Origin of the sequence: Halorubrum sp. CGM4_25_10-8A (assembly GCF_005435025.1) — an archaeon.
Classification (GTDB): Archaea; Halobacteriota; Halobacteria; order Halobacteriales; family Haloferacaceae; genus Halorubrum; species Halorubrum ezzemoulense.
On sequence record NZ_SGTX01000001.1, the window covers coordinates 329,130 to 354,982 of the forward strand.

The 25,853-nt window shown below is 70.9% G+C and carries 28 protein-coding genes and 2 tRNA genes; 14 read left to right on the forward strand and 16 right to left on the reverse strand.

Annotated features, from left to right (window positions below; translation table 11 throughout):
- Positions 1–43: 43 nt before the first annotated feature.
- Both EXE52_RS01700 and EXE52_RS01705 read left to right on the forward strand, forming a co-directional pair.
- Positions 44–982, forward strand: coding sequence for an NOP5/NOP56 family protein (locus EXE52_RS01700; RefSeq protein ID WP_089307846.1), 939 nt, complete (start codon positions 44–46; stop codon positions 980–982).
- The gene (locus tag EXE52_RS01705) at positions 975–1,613 is read left to right on the forward strand and encodes a fibrillarin-like rRNA/tRNA 2'-O-methyltransferase (RefSeq protein ID WP_049932809.1); all 639 of its coding nucleotides are present in this window, start codon (positions 975–977) and stop codon (positions 1,611–1,613) included. The genes EXE52_RS01700 and EXE52_RS01705 overlap by 8 nt, the downstream gene beginning before the upstream one ends.
- Here the strand turns inward: EXE52_RS01705 and EXE52_RS01710 are convergent, their stop codons facing one another.
- The 3 genes from EXE52_RS01710 to EXE52_RS01720 all read right to left on the reverse strand — a co-directional run bounded on the left by EXE52_RS01710 (position 1,614) and on the right by EXE52_RS01720 (position 2,670).
- A complete protein-coding gene (locus EXE52_RS01710; protein ID WP_089307847.1) occupies positions 1,614–1,808 on the reverse strand; it encodes a helix-turn-helix transcriptional regulator in 195 nt (64 codons plus the stop codon).
- On the reverse strand, positions 1,805–2,221 hold the full coding sequence (locus EXE52_RS01715) for a DUF2178 domain-containing protein (protein WP_089307848.1): 417 nt from the start codon (positions 2,219–2,221) through the stop codon (positions 1,805–1,807). Before EXE52_RS01715 ends, EXE52_RS01710 begins: the two co-directional genes overlap by 4 nt.
- 140 nt (positions 2,222–2,361) lie before the next feature.
- Entirely contained in the window at positions 2,362–2,670 is a 309-nt protein-coding gene (locus EXE52_RS01720) for a cyclin (protein ID WP_049932812.1), read from the reverse strand.
- Positions 2,671–2,829: 159 nt separating this feature from the next.
- Between EXE52_RS01720 and nth the strand changes: the two genes are divergently transcribed.
- From nth to EXE52_RS01735, 3 genes are all read left to right on the forward strand, one after another.
- The gene (nth, locus tag EXE52_RS01725) at positions 2,830–3,531 is read left to right on the forward strand and encodes an endonuclease III (protein WP_049932813.1); all 702 of its coding nucleotides are present in this window, start codon (positions 2,830–2,832) and stop codon (positions 3,529–3,531) included.
- Between the two features lie 148 nt (positions 3,532–3,679).
- Complete coding sequence (locus EXE52_RS01730; RefSeq protein ID WP_089307849.1) at positions 3,680–4,399, forward strand: SDR family NAD(P)-dependent oxidoreductase; 720 nt, start codon at positions 3,680–3,682, stop codon at positions 4,397–4,399.
- A gap of 85 nt (positions 4,400–4,484) precedes the next feature.
- Positions 4,485–4,569, forward strand: a tRNA-Leu gene (locus tag EXE52_RS01735).
- A 173-nt stretch (positions 4,570–4,742) separates the two neighbouring features.
- Here the strand turns inward: EXE52_RS01735 and EXE52_RS01740 are convergent.
- Together EXE52_RS01740 and EXE52_RS01745 are read right to left on the reverse strand one after the other, a co-directional pair.
- Positions 4,743–5,633, reverse strand: a complete 891-nt coding sequence (locus EXE52_RS01740; protein ID WP_094552747.1) for a hypothetical protein — start codon at positions 5,631–5,633, stop codon at positions 4,743–4,745.
- 83 nt (positions 5,634–5,716) lie between these two features.
- Positions 5,717–6,661, reverse strand: coding sequence for a DMT family transporter (locus EXE52_RS01745; protein ID WP_089307851.1), 945 nt, complete (start codon positions 6,659–6,661; stop codon positions 5,717–5,719).
- Positions 6,662–6,871: 210 nt separating this feature from the next.
- Between EXE52_RS01745 and EXE52_RS01750 the strand changes: the two genes are divergently transcribed.
- Both EXE52_RS01750 and EXE52_RS01755 read left to right on the forward strand, forming a co-directional pair.
- On the forward strand, positions 6,872–7,666 hold the full coding sequence (locus EXE52_RS01750; protein ID WP_086216633.1) for a winged helix-turn-helix domain-containing protein: 795 nt from the start codon (positions 6,872–6,874) through the stop codon (positions 7,664–7,666).
- 115 nt (positions 7,667–7,781) lie between these two features.
- Positions 7,782–8,117, forward strand: coding sequence for a hypothetical protein (locus EXE52_RS01755; protein ID WP_089307852.1), 336 nt, complete (start codon positions 7,782–7,784; stop codon positions 8,115–8,117).
- Positions 8,118–8,134: 17 nt separating this feature from the next.
- Here EXE52_RS01755 and EXE52_RS01760 read toward each other — a convergent pair whose 3' ends face one another.
- The 3 genes from EXE52_RS01760 to EXE52_RS01770 form a co-directional block, all read right to left on the reverse strand.
- The gene (locus tag EXE52_RS01760; protein WP_089307853.1) at positions 8,135–9,157 is read right to left on the reverse strand and encodes an NADP-dependent oxidoreductase; all 1,023 of its coding nucleotides are present in this window, start codon (positions 9,155–9,157) and stop codon (positions 8,135–8,137) included.
- A gap of 131 nt (positions 9,158–9,288) precedes the next feature.
- Positions 9,289–10,449, reverse strand: coding sequence for a CapA family protein (locus EXE52_RS01765; protein ID WP_089307854.1), 1,161 nt, complete (start codon positions 10,447–10,449; stop codon positions 9,289–9,291).
- An 80-nt stretch (positions 10,450–10,529) separates the two neighbouring features.
- Entirely contained in the window at positions 10,530–10,730 is a 201-nt protein-coding gene (locus EXE52_RS01770; RefSeq protein WP_049932821.1) for a hypothetical protein, read from the reverse strand.
- 190 nt (positions 10,731–10,920) lie between these two features.
- Between EXE52_RS01770 and EXE52_RS01775 the strand changes: the two genes are divergently transcribed.
- Positions 10,921–12,030: a GTP-binding protein gene (locus EXE52_RS01775; RefSeq protein WP_049932822.1), complete on the forward strand. Its 1,110-nt coding sequence runs from the start codon at positions 10,921–10,923 to the stop codon at positions 12,028–12,030.
- Between the two features lie 315 nt (positions 12,031–12,345).
- Positions 12,346–13,533, forward strand: coding sequence for a redox-regulated ATPase YchF (locus tag EXE52_RS01780; protein WP_089307855.1), 1,188 nt, complete (start codon positions 12,346–12,348; stop codon positions 13,531–13,533).
- Between the two features lie 43 nt (positions 13,534–13,576).
- On the opposite strand, the gene EXE52_RS01785 is transcribed toward EXE52_RS01780, so the two are convergent.
- A complete protein-coding gene (locus EXE52_RS01785) occupies positions 13,577–14,044 on the reverse strand; it encodes a GNAT family N-acetyltransferase (RefSeq protein WP_089307856.1) in 468 nt (155 codons plus the stop codon).
- Positions 14,045–14,181: 137 nt separating this feature from the next.
- On the opposite strand from EXE52_RS01785, the gene EXE52_RS01790 reads away from it, so the two are divergent.
- Together EXE52_RS01790 and EXE52_RS01795 are read left to right on the forward strand one after the other, a co-directional pair.
- A complete protein-coding gene (locus tag EXE52_RS01790) occupies positions 14,182–15,012 on the forward strand; it encodes an amidohydrolase family protein (RefSeq protein WP_049932825.1) in 831 nt (276 codons plus the stop codon).
- Between the two features lie 72 nt (positions 15,013–15,084).
- The gene (locus EXE52_RS01795; protein ID WP_049932826.1) at positions 15,085–15,600 is read left to right on the forward strand and encodes a DUF371 domain-containing protein; all 516 of its coding nucleotides are present in this window, start codon (positions 15,085–15,087) and stop codon (positions 15,598–15,600) included.
- Between the two features lie 31 nt (positions 15,601–15,631).
- Here EXE52_RS01795 and EXE52_RS01800 read toward each other — a convergent pair whose 3' ends face one another.
- A complete protein-coding gene (locus EXE52_RS01800; protein ID WP_049932827.1) occupies positions 15,632–16,231 on the reverse strand; it encodes a CoA pyrophosphatase in 600 nt (199 codons plus the stop codon).
- Between the two features lie 143 nt (positions 16,232–16,374).
- On the opposite strand from EXE52_RS01800, the gene proS reads away from it, so the two are divergent.
- The 3 genes from proS to EXE52_RS01815 all read left to right on the forward strand — a co-directional run bounded on the left by proS (position 16,375) and on the right by EXE52_RS01815 (position 20,603).
- Positions 16,375–17,850 carry a proline--tRNA ligase gene (proS, locus tag EXE52_RS01805; RefSeq protein ID WP_089307857.1) on the forward strand — a complete coding sequence of 492 codons (1,476 nt, stop codon included), beginning with the start codon at positions 16,375–16,377 and terminating at the stop codon, positions 17,848–17,850.
- Between the two features lie 152 nt (positions 17,851–18,002).
- A complete protein-coding gene (locus EXE52_RS01810; protein ID WP_089307858.1) occupies positions 18,003–19,271 on the forward strand; it encodes a hypothetical protein in 1,269 nt (422 codons plus the stop codon).
- A 108-nt stretch (positions 19,272–19,379) separates the two neighbouring features.
- Positions 19,380–20,603 (forward strand): hypothetical protein, encoded by a 1,224-nt coding sequence (locus EXE52_RS01815; RefSeq protein WP_089307859.1) that lies wholly within the window; start codon positions 19,380–19,382, stop codon positions 20,601–20,603.
- 339 nt (positions 20,604–20,942) lie between these two features.
- Here EXE52_RS01815 and EXE52_RS01825 read toward each other — a convergent pair.
- From EXE52_RS01825 to btuC, 6 genes are all read right to left on the reverse strand, one after another.
- Positions 20,943–21,015, reverse strand: a tRNA-Thr gene (locus EXE52_RS01825).
- Between the two features lie 571 nt (positions 21,016–21,586).
- Entirely contained in the window at positions 21,587–21,976 is a 390-nt protein-coding gene (locus EXE52_RS01830) for a peptide ABC transporter ATP-binding protein (protein ID WP_086216236.1), read from the reverse strand.
- Positions 21,963–22,184 carry a hypothetical protein gene (locus tag EXE52_RS01835; RefSeq protein ID WP_049932832.1) on the reverse strand — a complete coding sequence of 74 codons (222 nt, stop codon included), beginning with the start codon at positions 22,182–22,184 and terminating at the stop codon, positions 21,963–21,965. Before EXE52_RS01835 ends, EXE52_RS01830 begins: the two co-directional genes overlap by 14 nt.
- Before the next feature lie 84 nt (positions 22,185–22,268).
- Positions 22,269–23,264: a class I SAM-dependent methyltransferase family protein gene (locus EXE52_RS01840; protein WP_089307860.1), complete on the reverse strand. Its 996-nt coding sequence runs from the start codon at positions 23,262–23,264 to the stop codon at positions 22,269–22,271.
- 75 nt (positions 23,265–23,339) lie between these two features.
- On the reverse strand, positions 23,340–24,512 hold the full coding sequence (locus tag EXE52_RS01845; RefSeq protein WP_394338096.1) for an ATP-binding cassette domain-containing protein: 1,173 nt from the start codon (positions 24,510–24,512) through the stop codon (positions 23,340–23,342).
- A gap of 122 nt (positions 24,513–24,634) precedes the next feature.
- The gene (gene btuC, locus EXE52_RS01850) at positions 24,635–25,801 is read right to left on the reverse strand and encodes a vitamin B12 ABC transporter permease BtuC (protein WP_049932834.1); all 1,167 of its coding nucleotides are present in this window, start codon (positions 25,799–25,801) and stop codon (positions 24,635–24,637) included.
- Between the last annotated feature and the right edge of the window lie 52 nt (positions 25,802–25,853).

Sequence of the window (25,853 nt, forward strand, 5' to 3'; positions counted from 1 at the left end):
GCATCGGGAACGTCTATACCGTCGGGGCGAGTAGCCGCCGGCAATGAGCGATACCGACGCCGGACCGGACGCGAGCGCGGCGTCCGACGGCGCGGAGGGCTGGTTCGAAGCGCTACCGTCGGGCGCGACCGAAGATACCGATACCGAGAGCGACGCCGCGCCGAGAGCCGCGGCGCGGGTTCGCGAGGGGACGGCCGCGTCGCCCGCCGACTGGGCCGTACGCGCCGTCGAGTCCGGGTTCGCGGCCGGCGCCGACGAGTACTACGACCGGCTCAAGGCCGCGGCGACGCGCGCGACCCGCGAGGCGGTCCGCGAGCGGGAGCGCGCCGACGACGCGCAGCTGATCCACGCGGTCCGGGCCATGGACGACGCCGAGCGCACCGCGAACGAGCTCGCCGAGCGCGCCGTCGAGTGGGCGGGGAGCCTCTTCGACGAGGTCGAGCCGGGGATCGAGGGAGCGCGAGCGGTCGCGGCGCGAGAACCCGAGAGCGAAGTCGAGCGGCGGGCCGTCTCGCTCGCGGCGCGCGCCGCCGAACTCGACGACGAGCGGGCCGAGCTCGCGGAGACGATCGGTCGGACTGCGCCCGCCGTCGCCCCAAACCTCTCCGAGATGGCCGGCCCGGAGCTGGCCGCGCGGCTGATCGCGCTCGCCGGCGGGTTAGAGTCGCTCGCGAAGAAGCCGTCCGGCACGGTCCAGGTCCTCGGCGCCGAGGACGCGCTGTTCGCGCACCTCTCGGGGCGGGCGCCGTCCCCGAAGCACGGGATCATCTACACGCACGAGTACGTCCGCGGCACCCGACCCGCTGACCGCGGCTCGGCCGCGCGGGCACTCGCCGGGAAGCTGACGCTCGCGGCGCGCGCCGACCACTACGCCGGAGAGCGGCGGTCGCAGCTCCACGCCGACCTCCGCGAGCGGATGGCGACGATCCGAGCGCGGGCGGACACCGACGAGCCGGATGCCGCGGAGGCCGGCGATGAGTGAGCCGACCCTCCCCGACGGCGTCGAACGGCGTGAGATAGCCGGCGAGGAGCGGTTGGCGACCCGCGGCGAGCCGGTGTACGGCGAGCCGACCGCCGACGGCTGGCGCGCGTGGGACCCAGAACGGTCGAAGCTCGGGGGGATGCTCGAACTCGGGCTGGAGACCGGCCTGACTGGCGGCGAGACCGTCCTCTACCTCGGCGCCGCGAGCGGCACCACGGTGAGCCACGTCGCCGACTTCGCGGGCCCCACCTACGCGGTCGAGTTCGCGCCGCGCCCGGCGCGGGACCTGCTCGACGCCGCCGCGCCGCGCGACCGACTGTTCCCGCTGCTCAAGGACGCGCGGAAGCCGGAGACGTACGCGCACGTCGTCGAGCGCGACGTCGACGCCGTCGTTCAGGACGTGGCCACGCGCGGGCAGGCCGAGGTGGCCGCCCGCAACGCTCGGTTCCTCGCCGACGACGGGCGGCTGCTGCTCGCGATCAAGGCGCGCAGCGAGGACGTGACCGCGGCGCCGGAGGCGGTGTTCGAGGGGGCGCTCGACCGGCTCCGGGAGGCGTACGAGATCGTCGAGACGCGGCGGCTCGACCGGTTCCACGAGGACCACCTCGGCGTCGTGGCGACGCCGAAGTGATCAGTCGTCCGGCTCGAAGACGTCCTCGATCCGGCAGTCGAAGTGATCCGCGAGCGCGAACGCCAGCTCCAGCGACGGGTCGTAGCGCTCGCGTTCGATCGCGTTGATCGTCTGGCGGGTGACCCCGACGGCGGCGGCGAGGTCGGCCTGGCTCTCGTCGGTCTCGGCGCGTTTGTCAGGGATGTCGTTTCTCATGTGCGCTGCTTGTAGTAGAGGTGGGACGCGCCGAACACGACGAAGACCCCGAAGAGGGTCCAGGTCGCGCCGTAGAACTCGCCCGGGAGCGTGACGAGGCCGCTCTCCTGTAATGCGAGTCCGCCGGGCGTCCCGAGGACGAAGACGTATGCGAAGACGTTCATCGTTGTCTGGCTGGCCTTGCGGCTGATGGTGCCGTCGCGCTCGTCGTACAGTTCGACGGGGCTGAACCGCTGGACGAGCCCCATGCCGAGGCCGCCGGCCCAATACAGGGCCACGCCGAGGACGAAGCGGTCGACCGCGATACCGATCCACAGGGCGAGGATACTGGCGCCGAGCAGACCGTACGCGATGCGTTTGTAGCGTTTCCGTGAGGAGGGCCGAGTCGCCGCGGAGGTCGTGTGTTCGCTCATGGGTGGAAGTAAAGCGAGCGGGCGTCAGTGTAAAGCTCGCTTTACAGTAACGGGGACTTTACGTTAGAAAATAAATCTGTCGCTGGCGATCAGTCCGCAGACATTCCGCGACAGCGACGTCAGGAGTACTTTTTGAGGGGTCACCACGACGGCGGCGAGAAGCCGGCGTCTTCGAGGATCGGCTTCCACCGCTTTTGAACCGAGAGCCGCGAGACGTCCATCGCGTCGGCGACGGCGGACTGCGAGCGCTCCTCGCCGCGGATCAGACTGGCGGCGTAGAGGCTGGCGGCGGCCGCGACGCGCTTCCCCCGGTCGTCGTCGGGCGCTCGCGAGAGGAAGAGGTCGACCGCGGTCGAGCGCGTCTCCGCGTCCAAATCGAGCGAGTCGCACGCCTCCTCGACCAGTTCGATCCACGCTTCGTTGTCGACTCGGTCGCTCGCCCGGTACACGCCCCGGGGTAGTCGAGCGAGGAACATAAACGGCCGCGGTCGCCGCACCGGTACCGGCGCCGCTCCGCGGAGCCGACGGCGATCGCGTGCCCCGGACCGGGGGCGGCCACTCCCGAGCGCGGCCGCCGCCCTGAAGTCGCCCGCACACGTAGCGCGCGTATGTCGACGCAGACGTGGGACGAGATGCGGGTCCGAGCGCTCCACGACGACCTCGTGGCGCTGTACGAGCCGGTCGACCGAGTCGCCGAACACGGCGCGGACCCCACCGCCGAGCCGGGCGAGGGCGTCCGCCAGCTGGTGACGACGATCCTCTCGCAGAACGTCGCCGACGAGAACACGCGGCGCGCGTCGGAGGCGCTGTTCGACCGGTACGACGACTTCGCGGCGATCGAGGCCGCCGACCACGAGGAGCTGCGGGAAACGATCCGCGTCGCGGGCCTCCCGGACCAGAAGGCCGCGCGCATCCAGCGCGCGCTGACCGCGATCCGCGAGGAGACAGGCGGGGCGTACTCGCTGGCGTTCCTCGACGCGCTGCCGACCGAGGAGGCGAAGGCGTGGCTCACCGAGATCAAGGGCGTCGGGCCGAAGACCGCCAGCGTCGTGTTGAACTTCCACTTCGGGAAGCCGACGATGGCGGTCGACACCCACGTCGAGCGCGTCTCGAAGCGGTTCGGGCTCGTCCCGGAGTCGGCGTCGAACGAGCGCGCCCACGACGTGTTGGACGAACGCGTTCCCGACGAGCTGATCTACCCGCTCCACGTCCTCCTGATCCGGCACGGCCGGGCACACTGCTCGGCCCGCAACGCCGACTGCGACAACCCCGTCTGCGAGGCGTACTGCGACTGCGAGTTCTGCGAGTGAGGCCGCGGTCCGCCCCGCCGTCGCTTGGCCGCGTCGCGTCGGTAGCCGCGTCGACGCGATAGCTGGCCCCCGCGGCGTCCCGCGGACGCGGGACGCTGCTCGCGGTGCGCGAGACAAACCATTAGCGGCTCCCGGACGAAGCGTGTGTATGACACCCACGACCGTCGTCGCGGGAGTCGGTCCGGGGCTGGGATCCTCCGTGGCCCGCCGGTTCGCCGCCGACGGCGACGATGTCGCGCTGTTCGCTAGGTCGAGCGACTACCTCTCGTCGACCGCCGACGAGATTCAGGCGGAGACGCCCGGCAGTACCCTCCCGGTCGAGACGGACATCGCCGACCCGACGGCGGTCGCGTCGGCATTCGAAACCGTTCGAGACGCCTTCTCGCCGGTCGACCGCTTGGTGTTCACTAGCGGGTCCCCGTCCGTCGGCGGCGGGATCGTAGACGTGGATCCGGCCGGGTTCCGCAACGTGATCGACACGCGTCTGCGCGGCGCGTTCCGGTGCCTTCGCGAGGCGGTCGACGACATGGTCGACGAAGGCGGTGGAACCGTCGTCGTGACCAGCTCCGGCCAGTCTCGGCGCCCGTCCGAGGACGTCGCCTACGCGGCGGCGCGCCACGGGACCCGCGGGCTCGTTCGCTCTCTCGCCGCCGACCCGCGGCTCGGAGAGGCCGACGTACAGGCGGTTCACCTGATCGTCGACGGCTGGATCGACAAGCCGTCGCTCCGCGATCGGTATCCGGACCACGACCGTTGGATGGACCCCAATCAGATCGCCGAGCGAATCCACGATATTGCGACGACGCCGGGGACGGTTCACGCGAACGAGATCGACCTGCGACACCCGCGGGACGAGCCGTCGTTCTGACCGGTCGCCGTCTTCCCGCGGCGGTCGCATCCCTCGAACCCGTAACGACAGGTATTTTTGACGTAGCCGGTCTACGAGTTACCGCGCGCGGGTTGCCGAGCCAGGCCAAAGGCGTAGCGCTTAGGACGCTATCCCGTAGGGGTCCGCCGGTTCGAATCCGGTCCCGCGCATTCGTCTCCGAGCACTTCGCGAGGAGACGTATCGCTCCGAAAATTCGAAGCAGGGAACGAAGAGAAGCGGAGTGACTGAGGTTCGAATCCGGTCCCGCGCATTCGTCTCCGAGCACTTCGCGAGGAGAGCAGTCCGACGTACTTTTACTTGATACCGAGCGAAGCGGCGGCGCTCACCACACGCTTCCCCGATACAAGAACTGGAGGTGGTCGGCCGTCTCGGGCGGGACCCCCATCTCAACGAACATTTCTCGGAAGGCGGCGCGGACGGCGTCTTCCTCGAACGTCCGGGTTGCGCGCGTCTGCGCGTCGACCGCCACGCCGCCGTGGTAGTCGACGTGAACGCGGTAGGTGTAGCCGTCGACCTCGCGCGTCACGGTCGCGCGGGAGAGGACGAACTCGGCGCTGCCGAGCCGCTCGTCGCCAGCGTGATAGACGCGCTCGTGCCAGCCCGACCCGGGCGTGGAGGTCGCATTGACGGTCGTCGCGCGCGCCGTCAGGTCGTCGTAGGCGGCCCGGAAGGCGACCGGCTCGTCGACCTCGACGCTCGGCGTGCTCGCGCCGGGCTCGGTCGGGTCGCCCGTGCTGACCGCCGTTTCGATCTCCTCGACGTACGCCGCGGCGGTCGCCTCGTCCATCTCGAACAGCAGCGCGAGCCGGTCGACGAGCCACTCCTCGGGCGGCAGGTCGTCGACGGTGAGGTCGCCGTCGGCGTCGTCCGGGAACAGCGTCACGACGGTGATCCCCTCCTCGGCGTGGAACGTCGCCCACAGTCGGGCCGCCGACGCGTGGTCGTACGTGACTCTGAACGCCTCGTACTCCGGGCCGAGGTCGGCGTCGAGGTCGTCGATCCCGGTCGGGTGGAACCCGCTCGATCCAACGCGTTCGACCGCGTAGCCGGCCGCGTCGGCTCGCTCCAGCGTATCCTCGTAAGCGAGGTCGGGGACGGTCACGCCGTCCGAGGTGTACGACGCCACGTCGGACCCGACCAGCACCCCGGCGAAGACCGCGTACGCGGCGGCGACCGCGACGACGGCGACGGCGACCGGTCGCAATTTGTTCACACTACTGATACGTTCCGCGAGGAGATAGCTGTACCGTCGTTTCCGGTGAACCGCTATCGCCGTTTACAACGGTCCGCCGCCGCTCACAGCGGGCCGTCGTCGACGAATCGCGCCGGGACCAGCTGACGGAGGAGCCGCGACGGGCCCGCGGAGAGCCCGCTAACGAGGAGGAAGCCGGCGAAGATGACGCCGAATCCGACGAGCGACCGCACCGAGAGCGTCTCGCCGAGCAGCGCCCAGCCACCCACCGCGGAGACGACGGGGACGAAGTAGAACAGGAGGTTCGCGCGCGTCGCGTCGGTCTCGTCGATCAGCGCGAAGTACGCGAGGTACGCGATCGCCCCGGAGAAGACGCCGACGTACAGCAGCGCCGCGATCGCGACGGGCGGCACCGACAGCCCGGAGACGGACTCCCCGGCGCCGATGCTTAGCGCGTGCGAGAGGGCGGCCGCCAGAGGGACTCCCCAGACGGTGCGGGCAGTGCTTGACAGCGTCGCGTCGGCCCGGCGGATCAGCACGGCGCCGAGCGCGCTCGTCACGGCGGCCGCGAAGAGCAGCGGGACGCCGAGGCCGCCGGCGAGCAGCGCCGAAGGGTCGGGATCGGCGACGAGGGCGACGCCGAACAGTCCGAGGCCCATCCCGACGAACCCGCGGACCGAGAGGCCGTCCTCGCCGAGCAGGACCGCGGCGAACACCGGCGTCAGGATCGGATTCAGGCTGAAGACGACGGCGGCCACGCCGCTCGTCACGTACTGTTGTCCGACGAACAGCAGGGCGTTCGTCAGCCCGATGACAAGCACGCCCGTCGCGACGATACCGGCGACGTCGCCGACGGTTCGGGGGCGCAGTTCCGCCCGCGAGAGTCGCGTCGCTGCGAACGCCGCGAGGACGACTGCGCCGATGTCGAACCGGACGGCGACGAAGAACAGCGGCGGGAGGTGTGCCAACCCGGCCTTCGCCGCGACGAAGGTGCCACCGAAGAGGAGGGCCGAGACGAAGAGCAGGGCGCCGGTGCGTCTGGTGAACACGTTACTGCGACACCCGGGTTAAATTGTCGAACGAACGATCGGATTGGAACGAGCTTCTCGGCACAAACAGATGTAACAGTCGGAGACCTATAACGAAATCCGGAAAATATTCCACGACGGGAAACGCGCAACACGTCGTGCCGATCGCTCACGGCGTGAAATCTCAACGGTGAGCGAAGCCGGTTTATTCCGGTGGACGCTTGATCGCGTATGGAGGCCCCGCTCGAGGAGATCGAGTTCCTCGCCCGCTCGACGAACCGCGTCGAGGTGTTACAGCTGTTGGCGTCGGCGCCGCAGACGCGGGCGGACCTCGCGACCGCCACGGGGGCGTCGCAAGCGACCCTCGGTCGGATCCTCGAGGACTTCGCCGACCGGTCGTGGGTCAGCCGCGACGGTGAAGAGTACGTCGCCACCGCGACCGGGGAGTTGGTGGCCGAGGGCGTCGAAGAGCTCGTCGCCCTCCTCGAGACGGAGGCCAAACTGCGGGACGTGGTCGCGTACCTGCCGACGGCCGAACTCGGGTTCGACCTCCGCCGTCTCGCCGACGCGACCGTGACCGTTCCGACGCGGACGCGACCGAGCGCGCCGCTCCAGCGCGTCCTCGACGCGATGGCGGGGGCGACGACGCTGCGCGCGTTCTCACACACGCTCAACGAACAGAGCCTCGCGACGGCCCGGGACCGGGTGGCCGCGGGCGAGCAGACGTTCGAGGCGGTGCTCTCGGCCGGCGCCATCGAGGCGCTCGCGGCAGACGACGTCCTCTGGAGGCGGCTTCGAACGCTGGCGGAGAGCGACGACGCGGAGATCCGCGTCCGTCGCGAGGAGGTCCCCGTCGCGGTCACCGTCGCCGATGACACCGTGTACCTGCTCGTCCGCGACGACGGGGGCATCCTCCGGGCGTCGCTCCACACCGACGATCCGGCGGTGCGCGAGTGGGCGGACCAGGCTTTCTCGGGGTACTGGAAGGCGTCCGACCCCTTCGACCCGACGGCGTTCGAGGAGTGAGTCCACGGATCCGGACGGCCGCGGCCCCGTCGCGGTTTGGGAGACGGGTCACGCGTCGACACCGTCGGTCCGACCCGGCAAAACCCACTTGTCCGCGGTACGCGTACCAGCGGTAATGACCCCTCACGACGCGGAGTTGGCGATCGAGACGTGGCGGTTCCGGGACCGAGCGCTGCCGCGCGTGCCGCCGTCGGGGTGGGGGACGACCGACCGCCTCCGCGAGGCGGTGTGTCGCGCCGTGGCGTGTTCGGTCGACGGCGTCGAGCGCGTCGAACCGTTCTCGGGACCGGCAACCGAGCGCGAGCGCTTCGACGCGACCGTGACCGCGGACTCGATAGACCACGACCTCGTGCGCCTCGTGACGCCGGCGTCGGAGAGCGACGGAGAACAGAAGGAGTTCAGCGAATCGACGGAGCAGTTCGACCTGGACGAGGCCCTCGACCGGCTCTGACGGCCTCGGTGCGGTCGCTACTCGTCGTCCGGGGACGACACCCGCACGACCTGCTTGCCGATGTTGTCGCCGGAGAACAGTCCGAGGAACGCGTCCGGGGCGTTCCCCAGCCCGTCCACGACGCTCTCGCGGTGTTCGAGGTCGCCGCTCGCGACCCAGCGGGCGAGTCGCTCGCTCGCCTCGCCGAACCGCGTCGCGAAGTCGCCGACGAGCAGGCCCTCGACCTTCGCTCGCACCGGGATCAGCTGCGGGAGCTTCCGTGGTCCGGTCGGGACCGACTCGTCGTTGTAATGGGCGATCTGCCCGCAGACCGCGACCCGCGCGTCGATGTTCAGTCTCGTGAACACCGCGTCGGTGATCGGTCCGCCGACGTTGTCGAAGTAGACGTCGACCCCGTCGGGCGCAGCCTCGTCGAGCGCGGCGCGGTAGTCGTCCGTCGTCTTATAGTTGATCGCGGCGTCGAAGTCCAAGTCGTCGGTGAGCCACGCGGTCTTCTCGTTGCTGCCGGCGAACCCGACCACGCGGCAGCCGTTGCGCTTCGCGATCTGTCCGACGACCGAGCCGACCGCGCCCGCCGCCCCGGAGACGACGACCGTGTCGCCGGGCTTCGGCTCGCCGACTTCGAGGAGGCCGAAGTAGGCGGTCCGCCCGGGCATGCCGAGGACGCCGAGGTACGCCTCGGGGTCGGCGATCGCCGGGTCGACCGGGGCGACGTCGTCGGCGTCGAGCGTCGCGTAGTCGGCCCAGCGCCCCTCGCCCGTCACGAGGTCGCCCGCCTCGTACGCGTCGCTCTCGCTCTCGACCACCTCGCCGACGACGCCGCCTCTGAGCGCGTCGCCCACGTCCCACGGCTCGGCATACGACTCGGCGTCGCGCATCCGGCCGCGCATGTACGGGTCGACCGAGAGGTACCGGACGCGGACGAGCAGTTCGCCCGGTGCGGGCGAGGGAACGTCCGTCTCGCGCAGTTCGAAGCTGTCCTGATCGGGCTCGCCGGTCGGCCGCTCGGCGAGAAGCCACTCGCGGTTGGTGTTCGTCACGGCTCCCATTGGGGTATCGGACCGAATAGGGTTTGGACCCCAGCAGCCGTCGTGGGGATCCGGAAGCCGTCGGAGGCGCGGCGATTGGCGGTCCGGTGATGTAGCGGTCCAGCGGTCCGGAGAGGGGCCGGCTACCCGTCGCCCAGCGGGATCCGCAGGCGGCCGTCGGGCAGTTCGCCGCCGAGCCCCTCGACCGCGGTCCCGAACGCCGTGGAGCGCTCGGCGACCGTCTCTCGGACCCACTCGGCGACCTCGTCGTCCGCCAGCGCCGCGGCCTCGTCAGCGATTTTGGTCGGGACGACGTCGAGGGCGACGAGGTCCCCGTCGCGGACGACGAGTTCGAAGAGCGCGCTCCGCTTGTTGTACACCCCCTCCCGGTCGCGATAGCTGACGTAGTCGTCGACGAAGTCGCCGGCGTCGTAGACGATCGGAGACCCATCGTGTACCTCGACGCCCTGGAGGACGTGCGCGCTGTGGCCGTGGACGACGTCGACGCCGAGTTCGACGAGCCAGCGCCCGAATCGCTCGTGGACCGCGCGCGGTTCGGTCTCCCAGTTCGCGCCCCAGTGGAGCGAGGCAACGACGAGGTCCGGGTCCGCCTCGGCGACGCGGTCGAGTGCGTCGCCGACGAGAGCGCGCGTCTCGCGCACGCCGGGGTCGAGCCGCGCGAACGCCGTACCCGGGTCGGCGTCGGTCGCCGCGAACGCCGCGGACTGGTCGGTGAGGCCGAACGCGGCCACGGTGAGGTCGCCCGCCTCGAACGTCGCTGGGGCGAGCGCCCCGGCGGCGTTTTCGCCGGCGCCCGCACGGGCGATTCCGGCGTCGGCGAGGTGCCGCCGAGTGTCGCGGAGGGCCGGCTCCCGGTAGTCGAGGACGTGGTTGTTGGCGAGCGAGACGAACGACACCCCCGCCGCCTCCAGCGCGGGCACCGCGAACGACGGCGGCGACCGGAAGTAGTACGTCTTGTCCGGCCAGCGGCCGCCGCGGTCGGAGACGCAACACTCCAAGTTGCCGACGAGCGCGTCGAGGTCGCGGAGTCGCGGGAGCGTCGACCCCCAAACCGCCGTCGGATCGTCGGCATCCGCCCAGCGGTTGGCGACGCTCCGTCCGAGCATCAGGTCGCCGACGAGGCCGATTCGGGCGGCGGTTCCGTTTCCGGCGTCGCCGTCGGTGCCGCCCGCGTCGGCTCCGCCGCGGTCGTCAGCGTTCGCGGGGGAGGAGCCCCCCGCACAGCCGGCGACCGCGCTGATTCCGGCGACGCCGGAGGCGAGGACCGTCCGACGGGTGACCATCGTCCGGGGTCTCGGAGAGCGGCGACTTCAACGCTCCGGACGGGGCAGAAGGAGGGGAGAGGGGCGTCGTCGGGAGCGCGTCACGCGACGGCGACGCCGTTGCGCGTGAGGTAGTCGCTCGCGGCCTTGATTTCGACCGGGCTGCCGATGATCCGGTACCGTTCCGCCGTCTCGACGACGGTGACCGTGAACCGGTCTTCGAGGCACTCCCGGTGGCCGTCGAGCGCGTGGCGCGGGAGGACGATCTGCGTACTGTCGCGGAGGCTCGACGGATCTGGCATTCGGCGTGCCGAGTGATTATTCGTCGTCGATATAACCGTGTCGAAGTATCGGCGCGCCAACCACTCGTTCGGCGGCGACGCCCCCGTTCGCGGACCGCTGTCGGGGGATTCGATTCGCGGCGGCGACCCGACGACGGCCCGGCGATCCGAAGGAACACCTTTAACGAGCCGAGCGGCCGAGAGACGGGTAATGGGACTGGAGGAGGAAATCGAAGACCTCCGCGAGGAGATCGCCAACACGCCCTACAACAAGGCCACGGAGGCCCACATCGGGCGCCTGAAGGCGAAGCTCGCGGAGAAAAAGGAGAAGCTGGAGAACCAGTCCTCCGCCGGCGGCGGCCACGGCTACGCGGTCGAGAAGCACGGTGACGCCACGGTGGCCTTGGTCGGGTTCCCGAGCGTCGGCAAGTCGACCCTCATCAACGCCCTCACCAACGCCGACAGCGAGGTCGGCTCCTACGAGTTCACGACCCTCGACGTCAATCCGGGCATGCTACAGTACCGCGGCGCGAACATCCAGATCCTCGACGTGCCGGGGCTGATCGAGGGCGCGGCGGGCGGCCGCGGCGGCGGGAAGGAGGTCCTCTCGGTCGTCCGGACCGCGGACCTGGTCGTGTTCATGCTCTCGGTCTTCGAGATCGAGCAGTACGACCGCCTGCGCGAGGAGCTGTACGCGACGAACATCCGCCTCGACACCGACCCGCCGAACATCAACATCCGGAAGACCCACAAGGACGGGCTCGGCGTGACGATGAGCGACGACGTGAGCCTCGACGAGGAGACGATCAAGCAGGTCCTCCGCGAGTACGGCTACGTCAACGCGAAGGTCACCATCCCCCACGACCTCACGATCGACGAGCTCGTCGACGCCGTGATGGACAACCGCGAGTACCTCCCCTCGATGGTCACCGTCAACAAGGCGGACCTCATCGAAAAGAGCTACCTGCCGACCGTGAAGGAGGAACTCCGCGACCGCGACCTCGACCCCGACGACGTGCTCTTCATCTCGGCCGAGAAGGAGCTCGGCCTCGACGGGCTCAAAGAGCGGCTCTGGGAGGAACTCGGGGTTATTCGGATTTATATGGACAAGCCGGGGCGCGGCGTGGACTACGAGGAGCCGCTCATCCTCTTCGAGGGCGACACTGTCGGCGACGCCTGTACGAAGCTGGGCGGCGAACTCGACGAGCGGTTCAAGTTCGCGCGCGTCTCAGGCGAGAGCGCCAAGCACGACGACCAGCAGGTCGGGAAGAGCCACGAGCTGGCGGACGAGGACGTGCTGCGGATAGTCGCGCGGAAGTAGATTTTCGACCTGACGGCAGCAGTAAAGCCGCTTGAAATTCTATCCTTCGTGAGACACGGCCAGCGAGTCGACGGGGACTGCCGCCAAAGCCCCAGCCGCGTCGGCCGGCCGCCGCTTCGCTCCGGCCGCCCGACACCAGCGAGGGACCGTCGGTCCCTCTGGCAGCCGGCGCGTAGCGCCGGCGACCTCGCACGCGCTCCTCGCGCCCCATTGGCGCTCGGAGGCGCGCGCCACCGCACCATCGGACCGGCTCATATTCGATACGTCTCCGCGCCCGACCGAAAGGCGCTTTTCGCGGGGCCGCGACCGTCGGGTATGCTCACGGTCGCGCTCGCGGGCAAGCCGAACGCCGGCAAGTCCACCTTCTACACCGCCGCCACGATGGCCGACGTCGACGTCGCGAACTACCCGTTCACGACCATCGACGCCAACCGCGGGGTGACCCACGTCCGGACGCGCTGCCCGTGTCTCGACCGCGACGAGCGCTGCGAGAACGAGAACTGTCGCGACGGGAAGCGCTACGTCCCGATCGAACTGCTCGACGTGGCGGGACTGGTCCCCGGCGCGCACGAGGGGAAGGGCCTCGGCAACCAGTTCCTCGACGAACTGACGAACGCGGACGTCGTCCTGAACGTCGTCGACGCCTCGGGGGCCACGAACGCCGAAGGCGAACCGGTCGAGGTCGGGAGCCACGACCCCCTCGACGACGTGGACTTCGTCGAGGAGGAGATGGACCTGTGGCTCGCCGGCATCGTCGACCGCAACTGGGAGAGCGTCGAGCGGAAGTCGCGCTCGCCGGACTTCGACCTCGAAGCCGCGCTCTCGGACATGCTCACCGGCTTCGGCGCGACCGAGCGGGACGTGACCGCGGTGCTGCGCGGCTTGGAGTACCCCGACGATCCGAAGGCGTGGACCGACGACGACCGCGAGGCGCTCGCGCGGGCGGTCCGCCGGCGCACCAAGCCCATCGTCGTCGTCGCGAACAAGGTCGACGCGGCCCCCGACGACGCGGTCGAGCGGATCCGCGAGGGGACGGACAAGCCCGTGGTCCCGGCGACCGCCGACGGAGAACTGGCACTGCGCCGCGCCGTCGACGCCGGCGTCGTCGACTACGACCCGGGCGACGAGTCGTTCGAGATCGTCGGCGGCGTCTCCGACGACCAGCGCGCCGGCCTCGACGCCCTCCGCGAGTCGATGACGGCCCACGACGGAACGGGCGTTCAGTCGGCGCTGAACGCGGCCGTCTACGACCTGCTCGACCGGATCACGGCCTACCCAGTCCAGGACGCCGGCAAGTGGACGGACGGCACGGGCAACGTCCTCCCGGACGCGTTCCTCCTGCCCGCGGGGTCGACCCCGCGGGACCTCGCGTACGCGGTCCACTCGGACATCGGCGAAGGGTACCTCCACGCGGTCGACGCGCGCGCTTCGCGCCGGATCGGCGAGGACCACGAGCTGACCGAGGGCGACGTGGTGAAGATCGTCTCGACCGCCGGACCCTAATCGGGACCGCGGCGGGCGTCGGTGGGCGCATCGCCCCCTCGCTTCACTCCACCGACCGCGCGTACGTCACCTGCTTGGGCTCGAAGCCCGCGTCCCGGTAGAAGCGCCGCGCGCCGTCGTTGCCCCACTCGCAGGAGACGGTGAGGTAGTCGCGGTCCGCCTCGCGGGCCAACTCCTCGACCCGCTCGACGACCGCGGTGCCGTACCCCTCGTTCCGGTGTTCCGCGTCGATTTCGAGGTTCACGATATCGAGGTACCGGCCCCGCTCTCGGGCGGGCCGGGTGCCCGTTTCGAGGGTGGTGAACCCGACCGTCTCGCCGTCGACGGCGACGAGGTAGTCGGTCACCGACGGGTCGTCGAGGTGCGCGCGGAAGCCGTCGTCCGCGACCGCCCCGGCGTCCTCGTGGCGTATCTCGTTCAGCGACGAGTACGCCTCCATCGCCGTCGCGAGGTCGTACCACCTGTCGGCGAGCGCGCCGAGGTCACCCTCGTCGGCTTCGACGAGTTCCATGTCGGCTCGGCGTGGCGAGGAGTCTTCAGCCTTGGCTCCGCGTGCGACGGCGTCGCGTGCCTCGGCCCCCGTCGCCCGCCGCCGTGCGACCGACAGGCACATCCGGATCGCCCGAGACGGACGGGTAGAGAGCGGCCATGCTCGGGCTCGAACACGACTTCCGGATCGTCGACACCCGCGCGACCCTCGACCCCGACGAGTCGTCGGTCGCCACCCACGGGCGGGACATCTCGCCGGAGCGACTGGAACGGGAAATGCTCCAGGCCGGGATCGTCCGCGCGGTCGCGAGCCCCGGCCAGCGCGCCGCCGGGCGGAGCTACCTCCGCGCGAACAACGCGGTCGCGCGCCTGTCGATCGACCGCCCGTTCGTCGCGTTCGCCCGGCTCAACGGCCCCCGCGACCCGGGGACCGGGCCCGTGTCGGTGGTCCGGAACCTCCGCGCCGAGCGCGGCGACCACCACGCCCGGCCGGACGACGTCGAGCAGTACTCCTACGACGACCGCTTCCACGGCTTCACGCTGGCCCCCCACGTCGACGGGCTGCCGAACGAGGACGTGCTGACGCGGCTGGAGGACGCCGACCTCCCACTCTTCGTCCACGCCGGCCGGAAATTCCCGCCCGAGGCGGTCGAGACGGAGCTGCTGGACTACGACCTGCCGGTCGTGCTGGGGAGCTTCGGCGGCTACCCGCTGGACGCCGACCTGATGAACGAGACGCTGGACCTGCTCGACGAGTACGACCGGGTGTACGTCGACACGAGCGCCGTGCGCTACCGAGAGGTGCTCGAACGCGGCGTCTTAGAACACCCCGACCGCGTCCTCTTCGGCTCCGGGGCGCCCGACGTCCACCCGAACGTCGGCGTGATGGAGGTGCTCACGCTCGACGTCTCCGAGGACCTGATGCGTCGCGTGCTGGCGAAGAACCCCGCCCGGCTCGTCCCGGCGCTCGCCGAGGGCGCCGACGTCTGAGGCGGGAGTCCCGGGCTCCGCCTTCGCCGCCGAAGCGACGGCCACTTGTCGCGCCGCGGCCGACCGGCGAGCATGAGCGACGCAGACGCCCCGAGCGAGCCCGCCGCGGGCGACGCCCTCGACGACGGCGAGCGCGACGTCGACGACACCCGCGTCGAAGTCGTCCGCGCGACGGGCCACGAGCACGTCTCCGCCGAGCACGCGAGCACGTTCGAACTCACGACCGACGACTGGCTCACGCCCGCCGGCGACTGTATCGTCGGCGTCGAGGCCGACCGGACCCCCCGAGACTTTTCGGCCGAGTTCCGCGAGGCGTGTCGGGACGCGGACGCGACGATCGAGGCGACGCTCGTCGTCGACGCGGGCGACGAGACGTTCGAGCAGACGATCACCGGCCGAGGCGACCCGGACCTCGCGCTGCTCGACGACCGCTCGATGGTCGGTCGGACGAGCGACTACACGGACGACGAGCGGACGATCCTCGTCGACGGCGACGGCGCCGCCGCCGACCTCGACCGCGACCTCGTCGCCGCGCTGGCCGACGGGGCCGACCTCACGCTGCGGCTCGAAGTCGAGCCCGCCGAGTGACGCGGCCGGCCACGCCGTCGTCCACGAATGGCTAAATCGGGAGCTCGGCGTCCGCCCCGACCACGCGGTCGGGCTCGGCGGGCGCGCGCCAGTCGGTCGTCCGCTCCAGTAGCTGTACCACCATCCGGCCCGTCACGCCCCAGACGGTGTAGCCGCCGACGTGGAAGTAGTGGACGCGGTGGTCGCCGTACTCCGGGTGGTCGACGCGGCGTTCCGACTCGTAGTTCGCGGGGTCGGTGAGCGCGTCGACCGGGAGGACCGCCACCTCCGCGACCTCCGACTCATCCGGGACGTACTCGCGGTCGGGTGCGACGCCGACGAACGGCCGGACCGCGTACTGCGACGAGGTGCGCGTGTCGTCGAGCCGGCCGATCACGTCGACCTCCGACGACCGCATCCCGACCTCCTCGTCGGCCTCGCGCAGCGCGGTGTCCGTCAGCGTCCGGTCGATCGGCTCGCGGCCGCCCCCGGGGAAGCTCATCTGTCCGGGGTGCTCGCCGAGGTGCGCGGCGCGCTTGGTGAACAGCAGGTGGGCGTCGCCGTCGCGCGCGATCACCGGCGCCAACACGGCCGCCTCGCGCCGCCCGGCGAGCGACTGCGGCGCGTGGCGGCGCACCCCCGACAGGTCCATGGGCGACGTAGGCGACGCGAGGCGGTTAACGTTTCCCCGGATTCCATCTGTGCGGGACGTGACCGGGGTACACGTTCGGGGCGGACGCGGCGCTGCGGTCGGGTTCGGACCTTTTAAGCCCGCGACACCCGCTTTCGAGAGTAATGAGCGACGACGACCAAGAGCTCGGGATCACCGAGTCCAAGACGCACAACACGGGCGAGTGGTACGCCGAGGTCGTACGAAAGGCCGGCCTCGCCGACTACGGGCCGGAGGGGATGAGCGGCTTCATCGTCACCCGTCCGCGGGCGTACGCGGTCTGGGAGCGGCTCCAGGGGTTCCTCGACGCGAAGTTCAAGGACACCGGCGTCCAGAACGCCTACTTCCCGATGTTCATCCCCGAGTCGTACCTCGAACGGGAGAAGGACATCGTCGAGGGGTTCGATCCCGAGGTGGCGTGGGTCGACGAGGCGGGCAACAAGGAGCTCGAGGAGCGGCTCGCGGTCCGGCCCACCTCCGAATCGATCATCACGCCGTACATCAGCCAGTGGGTGCGGAGCCACCGCGACCTCCCGCTGCGCGTGAACCAGTGGTGCTCGGTCGTGCGCTGGGAGGCGACAGAGACGAAGCCCTTCTTCCGGACGAAGGAGTTCCTGTGGCAGGAGGGCCACACGGCGCACGCGACCCGCGAGGACGCGTGGGCGGAGACGATGACCCGGCTCGACCAGTACGAGTCCGTCTACGACGACCTGCTGGCGATGCCCGTCCTGAAGGGGCAGAAGCCGGACCACGACAAGTTCCCCGGCGCGGACACGACGACGACCGTCGAGGCGCTGATGCCCGACGGGAAGTCGGTCCAGGCGGGCACCTCCCACCACCTCGGGCAGTCGTTCGCCGAGGCGTTCGACATCACCTACTCGGACGAGGACGAGGAGGAGCGCGTCGCCCACACCACCTCGTGGGGGCTCTCGTGGCGCGCGCTGGGCGCGCTGATCATGACCCACTCCGACGAGCAGGGGCTCGTCTTGCCTCACACGGTCGCGCCCACGCAGGTCGTCGTCGTCCCCATCTGGCAGGAGGACACGAAAGAAGACGTCCTCGACTACGCCGAGGGCGTGGCCGACGACCTCGACGATGCCGGGATCCGGGTCGAGCTCGACGACCGCGACGAGCGCAACCCCGGGTTCAAGTTCAACGAACACGAGCTCAACGGGATCCCTCTCCGGATCGAGATCGGTCCCCACGAGGTCGACGACGAGGAGCTCACGCTGGTCCACCGGCCCGACGGCGAGAGCGTCGAGGTCGACCGCGAGGCCGTCGCCGAGACCGTCCGCGACCAGTTCGACGAGATATACGCCAAGCTGTACGCGACCGCGGAGGAGACCCTCGACAACGGCGTGCGCGAGGCCGACGACCGCGCCGAGATCCTCGGCACGCTCGGCCAGCACGGCGGCTACGTGAAGGCGCCGTGGTGCGGCGACGAGGCCTGCGAGGAGCCGATCAAGGAACCGATGGCCGCCGAGATCGTGATGGTCCCGTTCGACGACGAGGACCCCCTCGCCGACGGGGACCACGAGGAGACGTGCGCGATGTGCGACGACGCCGCCGAGCGGACGGCGTACTTCGCGAAGACGTACTGAGTCGCGACGGCGCGTCCTCCGCGGAGGCGACCCGCAGTTGTCACTCGTTTTTGAGGAATCGAGCCGTCCCGGTCTCGTCGGGCGATTAATCCGCGTTGATCCGGCTTAACGGAGTTCCGGATATATACGATCGGAGGGCGTAGACGCTGGTAATGAACCGCTGGATTGCGAGTCTCGTCGTCGCGGCCGTCGCCGCGGCCCTGATCGTCGGAGCCGCCGCCGCCGCGCCGGCGGGCATGGTGACCGCACAGACCGACCCGGGGAACGGGAGCGGTGCGGACTCGGGCGCCGAGAGCGCGAGCGGCGCGAACGCGACGGGCGACCTCAGTCCCGGCGAGCGGCTCGCCGGCGTCGTCGGCGTTCAGGGCGCGGAGATCGAGGGCGAGGTCGAATCGCGAGCGTTCGAGGTCGCGCTCCGGGAGTCCGAGACCAACGAGAGCCGCGCCGCCGTCGTCGCGGAGCGGCTGAACCGGACCGCGGAGCGCCTCGCGGAGCTGGAACAGCGACAGGACGAGCTCCGCGAGCGCCGCGAGGCCGGGGAGCTGAGTCAGGGCGCGTACGCCGCGCGGATGGCGACGACGACCGCGCGGATCGAGACGCTCTCGCGGGGGCTGAACCGGAGCGCGAGCGCGGCCGCCGAACTCCCCGCCGCCGTCCGGAACGAGACGGGCGTCGACAACGAGCGGCTGGCGACGCTGCGCGAGCGCGCGAACGAACTCAGCGGCCCCGAGGTCGCCGCCATCGCCCGCGGCGTGGCGGGCAAAGACGTCGGCGGACCGGTCGCCCCCGGGCGGCGCGGCCCGCCGGGCAACGGGACCGCACGCGGCCCGCCCGTCGACGCCGGCTCACCCGGGATGGGGCGGCCCGGAGGGGATTCGGGAAATCGATCGGCCGGGTCGCCGGGAGCGAGCTCGGGGAACGGATCGATGGGAGCGCCCGGGGCCGGTTCGGGGAAAGGTCCGGGCGGTGAGCCCGGTAACGGGTCCGTCGGACCGCCGGCGTCGGGGAGCGCGAACGGGACCGGAGCCGTCGCCGCGGACGGCCCGAACCGGTCCGACCCCCCGGGATCCGGCACCGCGACCGGCGGCGGAGCCGGCAACGCGTCGACCGGCGGTCCGACTGACCCGGGGAGCGAACCCGGGAGTGAAAGCGGGCCGAGCGATGACGCCTCCGACGGAAACGGTTCAAGCGATGGCGCCTCCGACGGAAACGGTTCAAGCGATGACGCCTCCGACGGAGACAGTTCAAGCGATGGCTCCCCTGACGGAGGCAGTTCGAGCAAGCATAGCTCTGACGGAGGCAGTTCGAGCGGCGCCTCCGACGGAAACGGTCCGAGCGGCGGCCCCGACGGAAACAGTTCGAGCGGCGGCGCGGGCGCCCCGCCGACGACCGTCAGCAGTCCGTCTCGCCTCGATGCGTGAAGTCGGTGGCGCCGTGAACCCGCACACACCCGCCGCCCCGCTGGCGGCGGCACCGCGTAACCGTTCCGCATGGGAAGGAATTTACCGGCTCTCCGTGTGGCGTAGGACGTGAAGCGAGCGCCGGTCCTCCTCGCCGTCGTCGCACTCCTCGGGGCCGTCGGTCTCGCCCTCGCCGCCGGCGGCGCGGGCGCGGTCCCGTTCGAGGGCGGCTTCGCACAGATGGACGTCGAACCGGACGACGTGTCGATGGCGGTCGCCGTCCAACCGGACGGCGACGCGCAATGGACCGTCGAGTACCGGATCCGGCTCGGCACCGACGAGGAGGAGCGGGCGTTCGAGCAGCTTCGCGCCGACGTGGAGAACGACACGGACGCGTACACGGCCCGGTTCCGCGACCGGATGGCCTCGACCGCGGCGACCGCCGAGTCGGCGACAGGGCGCAACATGACCGTGTCGAACGCGACCGTCACCGCCGAGCGGCGCGAACTCCCGCAGGCGTACGGCGTGTTGACCTACCGGTTCGAGTGGACGAACTTCGCCGCCGTCGACGGCGACCGGCTGCGCGTCGGCGACGCGGTCGACGGGCTGTTCCTCGACGGCTCCTCGTCGCTCATCGTCTCGTGGCCGGACGGGTATCGCCTCGGAGAGACGACGCCGGAGCCGAGCGAGGTCCGGGAGGAGTCCGTCGTCTGGAACGGTCCGGTCGACTTCTCGGCCGGCCAACCGCGGATCGCGGTCGCACCCGCCGGGCCGCTCTCGGGGGTGCCGACCGCCGGGCTCGTCGCTCTCTTCGCCGTGCTCGTCGTCGCCGGAACAACCGCCTATCGGCGGCGCAACGCCGGGGACGACGGCGGAGAGGGAGTCGTCGCGACCGACACGGCGGTCGGAAGCGAGACCGCCGGGAGCGAGACTGCCGCGAGTGACGGGACTGCCGCAAGCGGCAAGTCGGGACTCGGCGGAGACGGCGACGCGGACACCTCCGGTGAGAGCGACGACGAGGCGGACGCGGCGCCGACCGTCGACAGCGACCTGTTGAGCAACGAGGAGCAGGTGCTTCGCCTCATCGAGTCACAGGGCGGTCGGATGAAACAGAAGCAGGTGGCCGAGGAGCTGGACTGGACCGCCGCGAAGACGAGTCAGGTGGTGACGGGGCTCCGCGACGAGGGCGACCTCGACGGCTTCCGGCTGGGGCGGGAGAACGTCCTCTCGCTGCCGGAGTTCGAGCCGGACGGGGATGCGAGCGGCGAGGACGCGGAGAGCGAGGTTGGCGACGACGCCGGGGGAAGCGACGCCGACGGAGGCGACGGGAACGACGCCGCCGGGAGCGACTGATCGGATCGACGACGGGCCGAGACCGGGCGGTGACAGATCCGGCTACAGATCCCGGGAACGGCCGATATGACACAGTTCACCGCCACACTCGCACTCGCCCGGCGAGTCCGTTCGCCGACCGCATTTGAAACACTCGTACACTTCTTCGCCGTGATGCTCGTATTCTGGTCGCATATCTGCGCATACGGCTCCATGGTACATAGGCACACACCTAATATTCTTTTGATAATATAAATCTGATATCGCACAGCGGTGACGGAACGATCAGAAAGAGGCCGATCACGGAGGACGACGGCGCGCACGGCCGCGGCTCTCGGTCGGAAGACGATTCGGTAGAAGAGCCGGAGGAGGGATTTGAACCCTCGACCTATTCCTTACGAAGGAATCGCTCTGCCAGCTGAGCTACCCCGGCGCTCATCACACAATTCCCGGACGGAAAAATAAGGGTTCCGAAACGGGGACGCAACGGGGACGCGGCGGGAGCCGAGCCGCGCGCTGGAAGCGACGCGCGCGCCCGATACGAATAAGACGAACGTCACAATCGTTCCCATATTACATCTATAAACACACAGGAAACCAGAACACAATACAATTGTATAAGGAAAAAGACTAAATACTCGTTCGGACTTCAATTTGAATGTGCTGACACCGTCCGCGTGCCGAGACGGCGGGGATCGAATCCCTCGGCGGTGCGTGCCCGGTCGGAGCCCGTACCGGGCGGCAAGGGTCTCGTCGGTCGTCTCCCCAACCGCGACTCGGCGCGGCCGTCATCCCCAGTAGCGTTCCGCCGCGGCTACCGTGTGAAACGCGTCACCGACGCGCCAAGCGCAAAATCGCCTCTGGTCCGCCGACCGTCGCCGCGGCCGCTTGTCATGTGACGGGCCCCGGCCGCTCCGCCCCGACCCCCCTCGGGGCGGCGCGGCGTTTTCGCTGTCTCGACGACGGATCGCGAGCGGCGCCGCCGCTCTCCGTCCCGTTCGACGCTACGCGAACAGCCGCCGCGCGCGGCGCACCGCGGCGGAAAGGCCGCCGTATCCGGCGCCGACGACCCCCGCGAGGCGCACCTCGGCGGGCGCGACGCCGAGGCGGTGTGAGACCGGACCGGGGCGCGCGTCGGCGCCCGCGATCGCGACCGTTCGTCCGCGGACCCTGACCTCGGCGGTGAGGTCCCCCAGTCGCAGTTCCCTGACCGCGAGGTCCGAGGCAGCGTCGCCCGGGAGGCGGCGGGCGACGCGGAGGGCGTCACCGACGCTCTCTACTTCGAGGAACAGGCGCCGCTCGGTAGCGTGGACCGACACATCGACCCCGTCGACGGAGAGCGTCAGGTCGTCGGTCTCGACTGCGAGGGCGGCGTGAGACTCAGTCCCGCTCACGGGTCGTGACGCGGACGCCGCCGTCGACGCGCCACTCGGCGTGTTCGACGTCGTCTCCCGTCCCGCTCGGCACCTCGACGGTCATGTCCTCGAACTGGTAGTGTATCTCGGCGTTTCGACCGGTCAAGCGGTCGTAGAGCCCCATCGCCAGCTCCGGCCACGTGGTCGTCTCGTCGATTCGCTCTTCGGGGTCTGCGGCGTCGCTCATACGAAGACATGTTAGATAGTTACACTCATAAGTATATTCCCTGACGTGTCTGCCTCGGTTCGTCGGGCGCGCGGAGCGGCCGGATCAGTCGGCGTCGCGCGTCAGGCGAGCGTCGAGACAGACGTTGTGCTCGTGGGGGGCGTACGACCGGACGACCCGCTCGGTCTCGACGGTGACCGCGTAGTCGTCGCCCGCGGCCGCCTCGATCGCGCGCCGCCCCTGGCCGAACGGGTCGTCCTCGTGTTGGATGTCGTAGTAGTGGATCACGCAGTCGTCGCCGGCGAGCGCGACGGCGGTGTCCAAGAACTCGTCCGCGGAGTGGGGGAGGTTCATCACGAGGCGTTCGGCGGTGTCCGCGTGGGAGTCGGCGAGGTCGCGCACGTCGCCGCTGATCGCGGTCACCCGGTCGGTGACCCCGTTGCGCGCGGCGTTCTCGCGGAGGTACTCGACCGCGCGCTCGTTGAGATCGCAGGCGACCACGTCGGCGCCGCGGGACGCCATAGGGACCGCGTACGGGCCCACGCCGGCGAACATATCGATCGCCGACTCTCCGGGGTCGACCTGCTCGGCCACGCGGTGACGCTCGGTCGCGAGCCGCGGGGAGAAGTACACCGCGGCGACGTCGAGCGCGAACTCGTGGCCGTACTCGCGGTGGACCGTCTCCGTGTCGTCGCCGACCAGCACGTCCCAAGAGCGGACCCGCAACTCGCCCTCGATCGGCGACGCGCGGTTGAGGACCGTCTCGCAGGGCACGTCGGAGGCCGCGACGGCGTCGGCGATCTCGCGGGCGCGCTCGTCGTCGTCCTCGTCGACGATGACGATGTCACCGAGCCGCTCGATAGAGGGCTCGTATCCCAGGATGTCGGCGGGCGTCGTGGGGCGGTCCCGTCGCTCGGCGTCGCGCTCGACGATCCGGTCGGCGAACGCAGCGGGCACTAGTTCGCGGTCCGCGACGGGGATGTAGATCGTCTCGCCGTCGACGGCGATCTGGTGGTCGCCGTCGAGGGCGTCGGCGTCGGCGAGCCGGCTCCGGACGGTCTCGCCGCGCTCGCGGGCGACGGCGACGCAGGGGACGCTCATCGTCGGAGGGACGCGGTCGAGCGAATAAACGGTGACGCTTCGCGGGCCGGACGGCGGGGACCCGAGCGGCCGGAGTCACTCCGCCGGCTCGGCACCGCTCGCGGCCGCGACGGCGTCGAGCAGCTCCGCGTCGTCGACGTCGTCGGCGACGTCGACGACGCGGTCCGCGGCCGCCGCGACCTCGGCGTTCGGGCCGTTCGCTGTCGGGGCGACGTCGCCGTCCGCCGCGACCACGAGCGTCGCGTCGGCGTCGGCCGCGAGGTCGCGCGCCGCAGCGAGCGCCTCCGGGGAAGGGTCCTCGAATGGGGGCGCCGTCACCGCTGTCGCGCCCGCGTCCGCGGCGGCGCCGGCGGCCGTGTCTCCCTCGGGGACTACGCCGACGGAGGGCTCGTGGCCCGCGGCGGCCAGCCGGGCGACGACGCGCGCGCCCGACCGCCCCGAGCCGATCACGTGGACGCTGCGCGGGTCGGCGTCGCTCTCCGGGAACGCAGTGACCGCGGGCGTCCCGGTGGCCGGGTTGCGACCGACGAACGCCTCGGCGTCGAAGGCCGCGCCGACGGCGGACGCCGATAGCACCGACTCCGGCGGCCCGGCGGCCTGAACCCCGCCGTTCGCGATGACGACCACCTCGTCGCAGTAGCGGGCCGCGGCGTCGAGGTCGTGGATCGCGGCGATCGCTCCCCGGTCGCCGCCGTCGACGAACTCGCGGACCAGTTCGAGCGTCTCGACCGCGTGGTGTACGTCGAGGCTGGCGGTCGGCTCGTCGAGGAGGAGGAGCGGCGCCGCCTGCGCCAGCGCCCGCGCGAGCAGCACGCGCTGGCGCTCGCCGCCCGAGACCTCGGTGATCGACCGGTCGGCGAAGCGCTCGACGTCGGCGGCCGCCATCGCGGCGTCGACCGCGGCGTCGTCCTCGGTCCCGTGCGCGTCGAAGCGCCCGAGGTGGGGCGTCCGACCCATCTCGACGACGTGGCGCACCCGGAAGTCGAACGAGAGGTTCGTCGTCTGCGGGACGCTCGCGACGCGCCGACCGACCTCACGGGCCGACAGCGACGACGCCGGGTCGCCGCCGAGGCGCACGGTCCCGGCGTCCGGCTCGACCGCGCCGGTCACCGCGCGCAGCACGGTGGTCTTCCCGGCGCCGTTGGGCCCGACGAGGCCGACGAGCGAGCCGGGCTCGACCCGGAGGTCGACGCCGGAGACGACGTCGAGGTCGCCGAACGAGACGGCCACGTCCGCGGCCGACAGCAGCGGCGCGTCGCCGAACGAGAGCGCCGTGTCGGGGAGGGCCTCGGAACCGTCGCCGCCGCCCGCGGCCGACTCCGCCGCGTCGGCCGCGCCCGTCGTCTCGGCGTCGACGGTGGGATCCGCACTCACAGCTCCGTCACCTCCCGGGTCACGAGCAGGTAGACGAAGAATGGCGCGCCGACCGCGGCGGTGATGATCCCGACCGGGTACTCCGCGGCCGCGGAGCGCGCGACGGTGTCGGCCGCGACGAGGAACGTGCCGCCCGCGAGTGCCGCGGTCGGGAGCAGCGTCCGGTGGTCGGGCCCGACGACGAGCCGGAGCATGTGGGGGACGATGAGACCGACGAACCCGATCACGCCGGCGAACGCGACCCCGGCGGCCGTGACGAGCGCCGAGGCAGCGAGCAACACCCGCTTCGTGCGCTCAACCGCGATCCCCAGCCCCCGTGCCTCCTCCTCGCCGAGCAGGAGGACGTTGAGGTCGCGGGCGTACGCGAGCAGCAGGAGGAACAGCGGCGGCACGACGGCGGCGGTGACGGCCACCTCGCTCCACGCCGCGCCCGAGAGGTGGCCCATCAGCCACGCGACGATCTGCCGGAGCGACTCCCCCGCTTGGAGCTGGAGGTAGGAGACGACCGCGCCGAGGAACGTCTGGACCGCGACGCCGGCGAGCAGGAGGGTAGCGACGGGAGTCCGGCCGTTCCGGGTCGCGATGGCGTACACGCCGAAGGCGGCGACCAGCGCGCCGACGAACGCGAAGAGGCTCGTCCCCGCGCCCCGCGAGAGCGCGACCTCGACGGGTCCGACGAGCGGGAGCGCGACGGTCGCGGAGAGCGCGGCGGGGAAGACGATGAACGCCACCGCGCCGACCGCCGCGCCCGACGAGACGCCGATGATCGACGGGTCGGCCATCGGGTTTCGGAAGAACCCCTGCATCACCGTGCCGGCGGCCGCGAGCGCGAAGCCGACGAGCGCGGCGAGCAGGATCCGCGGGAGCCGCACGCCCACGACGATCCGCTGGTGGACGGAGTCGACGGGGAACGCGAACGGCGACGCGAACGCGAGGTCGACGCCGGGGAGCGTGAGGGGACCGACGCCGGGGACCGGCAACGGGCCGACACCGCTCGCGCTCGCTTCGATTCCGGAGGGCACCGCGAGCGCGTTCAACACCGACTTCACCACCGTCTCAGGCGGGATACGGACGGGACCGATCGCGGCGCTGACGACGACGACGACTGCCAGCAGCGCGGCTATCGCCGCCGACCACGCCGCCGAGCGGGCCCAGGGTCGCATGCGTTCTCCAACACAACTTGTAGTAGATAAATACTTATTGGACGAGTCCGGT

Coding starts and splice junctions, on each gene's coding strand:
- EXE52_RS01700 (WP_089307846.1), top strand. CDS start 44: ATGAGCGATACCGACGCCGGACCGGACGCGAGCGCGGCGTCCGACGGC.
- EXE52_RS01765 (WP_089307854.1), bottom strand. CDS start 10,449: ATGGTCACCCGTCGGACGGTCCTCGCCTCCGGCGTCGCCGGAATCAGC.
- EXE52_RS01810 (WP_089307858.1), top strand. CDS start 18,003: ATGAACCGCTGGATTGCGAGTCTCGTCGTCGCGGCCGTCGCCGCGGCC.
- EXE52_RS01785 (WP_089307856.1), bottom strand. CDS start 14,044: ATGGAACTCGTCGAAGCCGACGAGGGTGACCTCGGCGCGCTCGCCGAC.
- EXE52_RS01790 (WP_049932825.1), top strand. CDS start 14,182: ATGCTCGGGCTCGAACACGACTTCCGGATCGTCGACACCCGCGCGACC.
- EXE52_RS01730 (WP_089307849.1), top strand. CDS start 3,680: ATGACACCCACGACCGTCGTCGCGGGAGTCGGTCCGGGGCTGGGATCC.
- btuC (WP_049932834.1), bottom strand. CDS start 25,801: ATGCGACCCTGGGCCCGCTCGGCGGCGTGGTCGGCGGCGATAGCCGCG.
- EXE52_RS01775 (WP_049932822.1), top strand. CDS start 10,921: ATGGGACTGGAGGAGGAAATCGAAGACCTCCGCGAGGAGATCGCCAAC.
- EXE52_RS01710 (WP_089307847.1), bottom strand. CDS start 1,808: ATGAGAAACGACATCCCTGACAAACGCGCCGAGACCGACGAGAGCCAG.
- EXE52_RS01750 (WP_086216633.1), top strand. CDS start 6,872: ATGGAGGCCCCGCTCGAGGAGATCGAGTTCCTCGCCCGCTCGACGAAC.
- EXE52_RS01835 (WP_049932832.1), bottom strand. CDS start 22,184: ATGAGCGACGCCGCAGACCCCGAAGAGCGAATCGACGAGACGACCACG.
- EXE52_RS01800 (WP_049932827.1), bottom strand. CDS start 16,231: ATGGACCTGTCGGGGGTGCGCCGCCACGCGCCGCAGTCGCTCGCCGGG.
- nth (WP_049932813.1), top strand. CDS start 2,830: ATGTCGACGCAGACGTGGGACGAGATGCGGGTCCGAGCGCTCCACGAC.
- proS (WP_089307857.1), top strand. CDS start 16,375: ATGAGCGACGACGACCAAGAGCTCGGGATCACCGAGTCCAAGACGCAC.
- EXE52_RS01755 (WP_089307852.1), top strand. CDS start 7,782: ATGACCCCTCACGACGCGGAGTTGGCGATCGAGACGTGGCGGTTCCGG.
- EXE52_RS01780 (WP_089307855.1), top strand. CDS start 12,346: ATGCTCACGGTCGCGCTCGCGGGCAAGCCGAACGCCGGCAAGTCCACC.
- EXE52_RS01715 (WP_089307848.1), bottom strand. CDS start 2,221: ATGAGCGAACACACGACCTCCGCGGCGACTCGGCCCTCCTCACGGAAA.
- EXE52_RS01770 (WP_049932821.1), bottom strand. CDS start 10,730: ATGCCAGATCCGTCGAGCCTCCGCGACAGTACGCAGATCGTCCTCCCG.
- EXE52_RS01795 (WP_049932826.1), top strand. CDS start 15,085: ATGAGCGACGCAGACGCCCCGAGCGAGCCCGCCGCGGGCGACGCCCTC.
- EXE52_RS01705 (WP_049932809.1), top strand. CDS start 975: ATGAGTGAGCCGACCCTCCCCGACGGCGTCGAACGGCGTGAGATAGCC.
- EXE52_RS01840 (WP_089307860.1), bottom strand. CDS start 23,264: ATGAGCGTCCCCTGCGTCGCCGTCGCCCGCGAGCGCGGCGAGACCGTC.